The sequence below is a fragment of the Eubacterium ramulus ATCC 29099 genome, assembly GCF_000469345.1.
GTDB lineage: Bacteria > Bacillota > Clostridia > Lachnospirales > Lachnospiraceae > Eubacterium_I > Eubacterium_I ramulus.
In genome coordinates this window covers 38746-49153 of record NZ_KI271134.1, presented here as the reverse complement: position 1 = coordinate 49153, position 10408 = coordinate 38746, and the positions used below count along the sequence as shown (strand labels likewise).

Below are 10408 nucleotides of genomic sequence, written 5' to 3'. Positions count from 1 at the left end.
CAGCCATACTCATTTGCTACAAGTCCGGTTGCGTTGAAGTTAACTTTACCACCTTCTACATACCACCAGCCATAAGTATTAGCTGCAAGTCCTGTATAAGTAGTGTCTACGCTTCCATCTTTGTAAACATACCAGTTACCATCTTCTGCTGCTTCATTTGCAAGACCATCTGCATGAGCGATCTTCAGATTTGCAATAGCTTTCTTGATAGCTGCTGCCATCTTGTCTACTTCACTCTGTTTTGTGATATCAAGGTCTCTGTTTACTGCATTGAGTGCTTCATTCAGTGCTGCTACACTTTCTTCTGTGTAGATACTTAAATCAGCCGGAACTTTTGCGATTGCGGCATCTACTTTGCTGTAATCTGCGCCAAGTAACTGAATGTCACCAAGTGCGTCTTTCAGGTTTGCAAGTGCAAGTTTTACATCATAAGTTGTTGCATCTTTATCTGCACTTACTTTCTCTGCTGCTGCCAGTTTTGCTTCCAGAGTCTTCCATGCATCATTTGCTGCATAGTTATCTTTATCCAGAGCTTTTACAGCTTCGATCTGTTTATTCAGGGCATCTTTGTTTACTACTTCTGCCCCTGGTTTATTTCCTGCTTCTGCTTCTGATTTGCTTGTTGCGCGAATCTCTGAAGCTACTGCCCACCAGTTTGTCGGGTTTGCAGCTTTTGCAAGAAGTTTAATATTTGTAACATTCTCTACCGGTGCAAATTCAGCGGTCTTCCATCCTTCTGTATTTGCCCAGTCACCTGTTGCTACAACCTGATACTCATCAGAATCAGCTGTTTTTACAGAAATCTCATATGTGGTAATCGATGTAAAAGATCCACCAACGCTTGGTCCCGGCAGGTAACGAAGTCCGTCTACCGTATGCGGCTCCGGATACTGAATATCGATCCATCCTTCATTATTTTTGATTGTTGTACTAAAACCACTGTAAGCTGTCATCCATGCCGTACTTGTGTTACCATCCAGTACATAGGAAGCTTTTCCTATGTTGGATCCGTAAGTACCGTTGTCTTCACTGAATGCAGTAGCTTTTGCACCTTTAACGGAGATATCATTCTTAGCTTCCGGATCAAGCTTGTATCCTTCCACATAATCCAGTGCTGCTTTCAGCTCATAGTAAGCAGTCTGAATATCCTGTGCATCTGTCTTATCTTTATTTACAGCAACTTTTGCATTTACAACAGCATCTGCAAGAACTTTCCATGCATCTTTGTCATAATCTGTTCTTTCCAGACCTTCTGCCTTATCAATAAGACCCTGAAGAGTTTCTTTATTGATATCCTCATCTACACGCTCAATTACAAGGTTATCCAGAACGATCTCCTTGTATCCGCCGAAGTTTGCTTCACTTCCGCTTGTTCCCTGAAGATCCGGTGCATTACCTGTAGAATAGATACCAAACCAGGTCTGTCCTGACATATCACCGGTAATCAGACGCTCATAATGACCATCCTGATCCGGACCCATCTGTTTTTTCAGAGTTTCAAGTCTTGTTGCGCCTTTGTACTCACCAGTGCCTACTACAACACCGTAAGTATCATCACTTCCTGTCTGATAATCGAAGCTTACTTTGTAAGTTACACCCGGCTCAAAACGGAAGTTCTGCGGAATTGTCTGGTATGCAAGTGTATTTCTCTGTGTCAGACCATTGACTTTTACAGACCAGTTTCCATCCAGGACATCGTCCATCTTCTTAACATCCCAGCCAGCCTGTGTATACGGAGCATGCAGCTCGGACAGATGGATTCTGTTATCCTCTACGCCCTCGATACCACTTACAACGAACGGATAAATACCCTGTACATTGTTCTCGAAATCCTGCTCAAATTTTACAACATTACCATACTCATCTTTGGTAATATTCTGAGCATTGTTCTCTACCACACGTACATCATCAAAGTATGCATCACCGTCGCCTGCGGATTTTGCCAGTGTCAATGTAACTTTTCCGCTCTCCGGAGCTGTAAAGTATACATACATGTTCTGGAAGTAACTGCTTCCGTCTACGGTTGCACTGTAATTGCTGTGTGTATAAGCTTTTACATAGTTCTTTGCGATAGATTTTTCTGTATAGTTTGTATCAAGAACGTTACCGTCTGCTTTTACAGTCACGGAAGCTTTGCTGTCACTGCGGTTATCTACACCTACAAGTACTGCATATCGCTGTCCCGGTTTCAGATCTGTCAGTTCCTGAGTCATGGAAATATCTCCGCTGAGTTTCAGCATCGGGTTGCTGTACTGGCTCTTAGCGATCTCTGCATTGCCGTCGCCTGCTTTTGTCCAGTTTGCTTCCAGAGATTCTACACCACCGTTGAAGCCTGCATCTGTGATATGCATGCCTTCGCTCCATGTTACATTAATATTTCCTTCTTCGCCTTTACATACGACATAAGGAGTCTCAGCCTCAGCCTCTAATGTAACCTGACCATTTTTAACTTCTACAGTCTTCTCTTCTGTCTTACCAAGGTCTGTCAGTTTGTAAACTTTTACGTCTTTCAGGTTGGTCCATCCTTCCGGAAGATCCCATGTGGTTGTACCGCCCTGTGTATTCCAGTGATACAGTTTCTCATCATCAGCAGCTACTTTCTCACCTGTCTCTGAATCCCAGATCCATGGAAGCAGATAGCTCTCTGTACCACGATTCCGTCCGTTCTGAATATCGGAATCTGTACGGTCACCGCGGGAAGGTGCGCCCTTTGCAACGATTTTGCCGTTCAGAGTCATGGTTCTCTCTCTGTATGCATCATCGTCCGGATTATTGGATCCTCTGGTCAGTACCAGTTTGTTTCCGTCATCATCCTTTAAGGTAATCTCCATCTCCGGAATCCAGTTTGTAGCTGCACCTGCTGATACAGGATCACCGTCTACCCATTTAATAATCTCATAATGCTGGATGAATTTTGTTGTTACATCGTGGGTGAACAGGTTTGTGATATAGGTATCATAATCGTTACGTCCCTGCCATCCCTCAAAATCTTTCATGTTATAGCCGCCAAGCAGTGGCATCATAGCTGCGCCGCCATATTTCGGATAATCAGCTACCCAGGAGTCTTTCTGGTGGTTACGAAGGAATCTCATAACCTCACTGTTCTGACCTTTCTGGTTAAATCCACCATAGGTAAGATCTGCTGCCCAGTGCTGGAATGTTGCATCATACTCGTTTGCTACACCCCACTCATTTGCCATACGCCATCCGTTATCATTGATTTCTTTGGACAGTTTACGTGTCTGCCAGGAATCATCATTATAACTTCCGGTATTATTTCCCCAGATATCTACATATACGAAGTCAAGGTTCTGTCCTACCAGTTTTTCCAGATCGTCAAAACGTTTCTCACGATCGCCGGTAGCCAGATCGTAAAGACTGTCAAGACCGATTGCCTGATCCAGCCAGTTCCATCCATAACTAAGGTTTCCGTAGTAATCACGGCGTACATTGTCATCTTTGAAAGCTTTTGCTTCCGGATACATCTCACCTGCATTTACATGGATACCAAATCTTGCACCATATTTTGCACCCTCGGTCAGCAGTGTATTCATATCTTCAGCGCCACCGATTCTCTTTCCGATATCAGCATAATCCGGATGTGCGGAATCGTGACCTTCATTTGCATAGCCTTTTAATAATACGGACTGTCCAAGACCGTCTGTATTTAAAGCCACACGTTTTACATTATCAAGAGAGGTCAGGAACGGGTTCTGAGCCTGTCCACCAAAGTTCATGGCAATACGATAAGCTACCAGTTCCGGAACTTCTTCGCATTTATATGGATTGTTCATAATAGAACGGAATGATACAGCACCATCCTGCCAGTCAATCTTACTGTCATCATTCATATCACCGCTGATGATGATTTTTGCCTTCGGCATATCTGTTTCTGTTACCATGAAGTTTCTGTTATGAGAATCAGTTACCACACGATGATAATACCATGCGCAGCTGCCCAGTCCCAGAGATACATAATCCTGTTTTTTCTGTGTCACAGCCTGTACACGGGTGTTTTTGGAACCACCGGTTACAGATGTTGCCACAGAACTTCCATCATGCTCGGAGTTACTCCACAGACCTGCACTCAGCTCATTATTAGATACGAATCCATACATATAATCATTGTTCATAGATGTATCCATTGTTACATCTGTATAAGTATCACCGCTGATTCTTGTATTAGAAGACATTGCTGCGCCTTTGAAGTTGGCACCTTCCTGGGAACTTCTTACAGAAACCAGACTCTGATCCGGAATCTCAATTGTCTGGATCGGATTACCGGTTACACTGTCTTCCAGATTGTTCTTGATATCTGTGATGTTAAATGCCAGTGTATTCTTTTCAGCAACAAGTTCAGCAGTGATCACTGCATCTACGCTGTCACCTTTCACTGTCATCACATAGGTTGCTTTATTTCCTTCGAATGTTGCTTTTACATCTGCATCATCCAGCTGGATATCTCTGTTGTTAATTCTGACTGTGTTGATCTTTTCTGACTGTCCGTAGAATACTTTACCGGCCAGATCGCCTTTCATCTCGTATTTTACAACACTCGGGAAAGTTTTGGATACAAACACATCCATATCTTCTGTTGACAGTTTCTCAGTCTCAACTTCTGCTGATTTTACTAAAGAAACGGTATCTAATACTGTATCTGCATCTGTTACTGCAATATTTTCTACAACAGTCTCATAGCCATCTCTTGCAACTGTCATCTCATAATTTCCGGTTGCCAGAGTAAGAGAATAGCTTCCGTCTTCACCGGTTCTTACAGACTGTCCCTCTACGGTTACCGTTGCATTTGAGATTGCTTTTCCATCCTGATCCTGAACTTTACCTGTTACAGCATATGTTTTTGCCTCTGCCTGTCCGGTATAGTGAATATTTTTCAGATATACATCTGTTACAGCAGAGCTGTAAGTTCCGCCCTTGAACGCGATCTTGTTGCCAAGACCTGTAATACCGCTGAAATCTTCGTTTGAAAATACAACCTGGTCACCGATCTTAACGCTTACTTTTTTATCTGCTGTCCATTCAATATGAACATTTGTCTCTACGCCACTTGCCGGAGAAGCAACACGACTGCCGCTATACCACGGATCTCCGCTTGCCCCGTATTTCTGCCAGAACCATCCGCCGGAATCATAACCGATCATCATTCCGACTCTGTCTGAGTTATATCCGAGATATACACCAAAACGTCCATCTCCGTTTGCCGGTTTGAGCGTGAAATCAAAATATCCGGCTTCATTAAAGTTAAACTCCTTGGAGTTGACAAACATTGCCGGTTTTGATCCAGGATTGTTTCCGTTATCAACGCTGGATCTCAGATGCAGCCATCCATCTTCCACTTTGCATACAGAATCAAATCCCATGAGATTGTCCTGTGTCCATTTGTCCCTGATACCATCTTCAAGAACAGCTTTTGCTGTGCTAGCTTCCTGCCCTGCGGTCTCTGCATGAGCAACAACCGGATACAGGCTGGTCGGTACCATGGTGCCAATCATAGATGCTGCCATTGCGAGGCAAAGCATCCGCACTACAAGTTTTTTCCTCATCTTTTTCCTCCTCTTACTTGATCCCCATAAGATTTCTAGTCCCTGATATGAACAGGAAAATATTCATATCTTTATATATAAGGTTCAAAATTCCCATACCAGTAAGGTATGGAAATCCTGAATTATATAATCATTTAAAAATGGAAAGAGCACTTCCGATCCGGCAAAAGAAAAATCAGCATTTCTGTCTCCACAATTTCAAACCGTTCTGCAATCCCCCGAATACAATGAATGCTATCCAAATTTTTCGGAATACAGATATGTCTGATTTCTTTTACCTGATACGACTGTTCAAATATATAGTTTTATATGCTTATTCCTGACCTCATCGAACATTGCCGGATTCCTCCGATTTTGCCCTGCGTTGAAAAACATCTGCCTTGTCCCCATCATAAAACGGATGTCCTGTCACCGTTGCAGCATTCCTCCTCATGTATACTGCTGCGCGGATAAAAAACGATGATATGGTTATGAAACAATCTCATCTGTTCCTTGCTATATCTGAACCATTTCTCACAATTATTATATCGTTTTTTATTTTTCAAAGCTTGCTATTTTTTCCTGCTTTTTAAGACCTTTTTATATAATTCGGAACAGTCTGTTTTTCATATTCAAAAATGCCTCGGCATTTTTGCTGCGAAATGCACATCATGCAATGCATGATATATTCTTCTGTGCATCTCACATCTGATATTATCGGATCACTCTGTAAATCTTTCCATTGATCAGCAGATCATCACTGAATGTAAAGTCAACTTTGCCGTTTCTGACATACCACCAGCCGTTTTCATTCTGTGCAAGGCCGGTATAAGCAAAGTCAATTTTGCCTCCGCTGACATACCACCAGCCATACTCGTTCTGAGCCAGACCGTTGAAACCAAAATCTACCTGACCTTTGGTCACTTTCCACCAGCCGTACTCATTTGCTGCAAGACCATTGAAAGTGAAATCAACTTTTCCGCCACTTACATACCACCAGCCGTACTCATTCTGTACCAGACCGTTACATTCAAAGTTGACGCGTCCACCCTGAACGACAAACCAGCCGTTTTCATTCTGTGCAAGTCCGTTGAAAGTAAAATCTACCTGACCTTTGGTCACTTTCCACCAGCCATACTCATTTGCTGCAAGGCCGTCATAGTGGAAGTCAATACGTCCGTTCTGAACCATGTACCACTGATCATCACTCTGTGCCAGACCGGTATAACCAAAGTTGACATTTCCGTTTTCTACTTTCCATACGCCTGCTTCATTCGCGGAAAATCCATTGAATGTAAAATCTACCTTTCCGGCTTCTACATACCACCAGCCATATGCATTTTCTGCAAGACCATTAAAGTCTTCCGCTACTTTGTCATTTAAGTAGTAATACCAGTTGCCATCTTCCGCTGCTTCATTTGCAAGACCGTCTGCATATGCTTTTACTGTCATGAAGGATACCATACCTGCCTCGGAACGGTTTCCTTTTTCATCCAGTGCGTATACAGCCACTTCATAAGCAGTATTCTGTGTCAGTTCTGTCAGCGCGTATGCTGTTTCCTGAATGAGCTCCTCATTTACTTTTTTACCATTGACATAAATATCATATCCGGTTACACCGACATTGTCTGTAGATGCATCCCAGCTGATAGTTGCACCGGTTCTTGTGATATCGCCGGCTGTTACATTCGCCGGTGTGCTCGGAGCTTCTCTGTCTGTTTCTGCGGTTGTAAATACGGCTGCCTTGGATGCTTCAGACTCAAGTCCTGCCGCATCGACTGCTGTTACTGTTACCGCATACTCGGTACCGTCTGTCAGTCCTTCCAATGTATAGGAAGTATCTGTGATCAGTTCTTCATTTACTTTATTGTCATTTACATATACGTTGTATCCGACTACACCTACGTTATCCAGTGCTTCCTCCCAGCTGATCACTGCACTGTTCTCCGCTACGTCTGCAACGGTTACATATTCCGGTGTCTCCGGTGCCACAGTATCTTTCACTGCCTGATCCACATAGGAGATCATCGGTGTGATATGTACGGATGGTTTGGATGGATTTCCATTGGATTTTGCTACAACACGAATATAATCGCCTGCTTTTACTTCCAGTGCATCTACGGATGACCAGTTGCCTTTCTGTCTGCTGACGGAAAGTTCCACGCTCTGGAGTTCTCTATCATTGTGCATCAGGCTGATAGTTGCACTTCCGCCATTGTTTCCATTCTGACGTAAGTATGGCTCATCATCTTTGATGTTGATGGAGATCACACCGCTCTTCGGTACACGATATGCCATTGCAGTATAGATATCTGTTGCTGGCGGAGCGGAAAGAAGTCCGTGATACTGTGTATTGTTTGCAGATGCATGGTTCGGTGCATCTACACCAGGTCCATAGTAAGTATTTACCTGCCAGTTTGGCCAGTCCGGATCATACGTTGTCATGTTTTTCCATGTATCGGTGCTGTTGTTCTTGATCTGTCCAAACCATACGTTACCCTGCTGTGCGTTGACATAATCAGCAACCCAGTGGTAATCATTCTTTACTGCAATACTATAATCGTTTACAGTACCATCTTCTGCGGTGATGCGAAGTGTCATTCCGTCTGCGATGGTCTCTGTATTTGCCAGAACTTTATCATCTTTCAGCACACTGACAGATGCGGTTGCGTTTACACTTACGTTCTGTTTTACTGCACTGACAGTGGTCGGGTTCTTCTCTGTGGACGGAATATCAATGGTTTTTCCGGATACCATATATGCAGACGCTTTCAACTCATTGTCAGAGCTTGCTGTAATGGTATACGTTCTGGATTTTTCACCATAAGATACGATCACACGGTCGCCGCCTTTTACGATATCACTGCCTGCCAGTTCCTGTTCACCGGACATAACCTTTACTTCTGCTGCCGCATCATAAACCAGGTTCTCCAGTAATGTATCTACGGTTGTACGTCTGGAAAGTCCGCTGATGGAATCCTCTGTCACGGTATAAACACGGGAAGCGACTGCTACAGATACGCTGTCACTCTCAGCTGCTCCGATCTCCGGGATTACTGTCAGTTCATGACCGAAGAAATCATGCTCCGGTTCATATCCGTTCAGATCTGTAATCTGTTTTCCTGCATTGATCGCCGGTGAATCTTCTGCCAGTTTGTATCCGTCAAATACTGTTTTTTCACTCGGATCTTCATGTTTGATGGCAGTTGCATTGACTGCTTTTGCCGGGCCGGATCCTGCATTTTCCAGTACCTTTGTACCTGCTTTTACAGCAATCGCATTCTGATCTCCGGACGGAGTATTTGCGAAGTTATAGTACAGGTTGTTGTCATACTGTAAATTACCATTCGGATACCAGTTCTGGCGCAACGGATTCTTGCCATCATAGTAGAAAATGTTGTTCTCGATCACAGCATTTCCGCCTGTACGGTAGAAAATGCTGGATACATTTTCATTAATATAGAATGTGTTGTTGTAAATGTGTGCATCCGGGTTGCCAGGTACATCCAGCGGTCCTCTCAGCTCATTCTGGCTGATGTTGTAGCGGAATGTAGTGTTCATGGCCTGCTCACCACAGAACATGATCGCACCTGCGGAATTTCCGTGGCTGTAATTGTACTGGTAAACAGTTCCGTCTGTCCAGTCAGCATCCCATGCCTGTCCGTCACCGTTTCCGTTGAAAGAGTTCAGGTTGTTGTAACACTCGTTATACTGGAATACAGAATCTTTACATTTCCAAGGCCAGATACCTGCTGCTACACGCTGTGCGCCGGTTGCAGAATAGTCTGTGGTATTCATCTGGCGGGAACAATCCTCAGCAACATTGTACTGAACCAGTGGTTTGTCCGCATACATGGTTGTGATGGCATCGCCACCTGCACCCTTGATGTAGTTATTCTGGATCACCACGTTTGTGGAACCATATTTTTCTGCGATCTCATCCGAAATCTTTGCACTGGTAAACCGGGACCATGCATATGTATAAGCTGCTGCGATACCCCAGCGGTTTGTGGTTTCCACACGACAGTTCTCGATCACGAGATCGTCAAATTTGGAAATACCGGTTGCACTCTCATTATCCGGTTTCTCTACGATAAAGTAGATACCACCATTTGCCATATGTTTGTTATAAACGTTTCCGTCTACATCATGTACATACAGATCATCCAGAACGATGTGATTGATAGTTCCTTTGTTCTGAGCCACGCCGGCCACACCGGTTCTGTCCATAACATTAAAGTCATTGTATGCTTTGCCGTCATCGTCGCCTTCCTGTCTGTCATTTGTCAGTTCCAGACCGCGTACTTCGATATACTCCACATCTTCCAGTAAAATTGTGGAAGATACGTTACCCTGATATTTGTGCCAGGTATTGTCCAGACGATTGCCGTAGTCCTGATACCATACACCCTTACCGTTTGCATTGATCTGTGGTCTGTCGCCTTCTCCGTATGTAGAAATCTCGATCGGTGCCTCAGCACTTCCACTTCCTTTTACATGAATGTACTGATCGTCAAATACAGATCCTTTTTCCAGAAGAACTTTATCTCCCGGCTGTAATGTGATGTCATTGATTTTATCCAGAGACTTAAATGCTTTTTTCTCGGATGTACCATCATTTGCATCATCACCATTTTCAGAACTTACATAATAAGTAGTTCCCTGCTGCGCTTCTTCAGCAAACACTGCATATGCCGGCATGGTCCCCATGACAGTAACACCGGTCAGTACCATTGCGAGTAATTTGCCTGCCCAAGTTTTTCTCATTATCTTCCTCCTCTTCTTATATGGCTGTAATAACTGATATCAACAAAGAAATCCATTCGTGAATCCTTATCAAGAATGCCCTCGGCATTCTTGCTGCGAGA

General features: G+C 43.7%; 2 protein-coding genes. Both read right to left on the bottom strand.

Annotated features, from left to right (window positions below; genetic code table 11):
- The coding region (locus tag HMPREF0373_RS09145; protein ID WP_021739407.1) for an endo-alpha-N-acetylgalactosaminidase family protein at positions 1 to 5561 on the bottom strand (5561 nt) is incomplete at its 3' end.
- Between the two features lie 693 nt (positions 5562 to 6254).
- Entirely contained in the window at positions 6255 to 10307 is a 4053-nt protein-coding gene (locus HMPREF0373_RS09140) for a fibronectin type III domain-containing protein (protein WP_021739405.1), read from the bottom strand.
- Between the last annotated feature and the right edge of the window lie 101 nt (positions 10308 to 10408).

What these genes read in the sequence shown, in the direction of transcription:
- HMPREF0373_RS09140 (WP_021739405.1), bottom strand. Translation starts at nt 10,307, where the DNA reads ATGAGAAAAACTTGGGCAGGCAAATTACTCGCAATGGTACTGACCGGT.